This is a genomic window from Paraburkholderia sp. SIMBA_027 (assembly GCF_046535315.1).
GTDB classification, from domain to species: domain Bacteria; phylum Pseudomonadota; class Gammaproteobacteria; order Burkholderiales; family Burkholderiaceae; genus Paraburkholderia; species Paraburkholderia tropica.
Genome location: NZ_JAWRWY010000638.1, coordinates 1 through 270, shown reverse-complemented (window position 1 = coordinate 270; position 270 = coordinate 1). Strand labels below are relative to the sequence as shown.

The 270-nt window shown below is 47.8% G+C and carries 1 protein-coding gene; it reads right to left on the bottom strand.

Annotation, left to right across the window (positions count from 1 at the left end):
• On the bottom strand, positions 1 to 181 hold a 181-nt coding region (locus tag SB764_RS40560), incomplete at its 3' end, for a hypothetical protein (RefSeq protein ID WP_410866836.1).
• Positions 182 to 270 lie beyond the last annotated feature (89 nt).

The following is a 270-nucleotide window of genomic DNA, read 5'->3' as shown; positions in this document are numbered from 1 at the left end:
CCGAGGAAGAGGCAGCCACATTGCCAATCAGCTTTTCAGGCCAGTTGGTATACCGATCCAAAGACCATTTTCCATTGATATCATAGGCCGAAGCGGGATACGAAGTAATCCCGTCACTCGCATAGGCCTGCCTCCGCATTCCTATATACTGCCGGGTATCCATCATTTTAAGCCCGATCATGGCTCTACTGAGTCCATAATTAGTATTCAGACTCAGTTCCGTTTTCCCTGATTTCCCACTTTTAGTGGTCACCAGTATCACCCCATTAG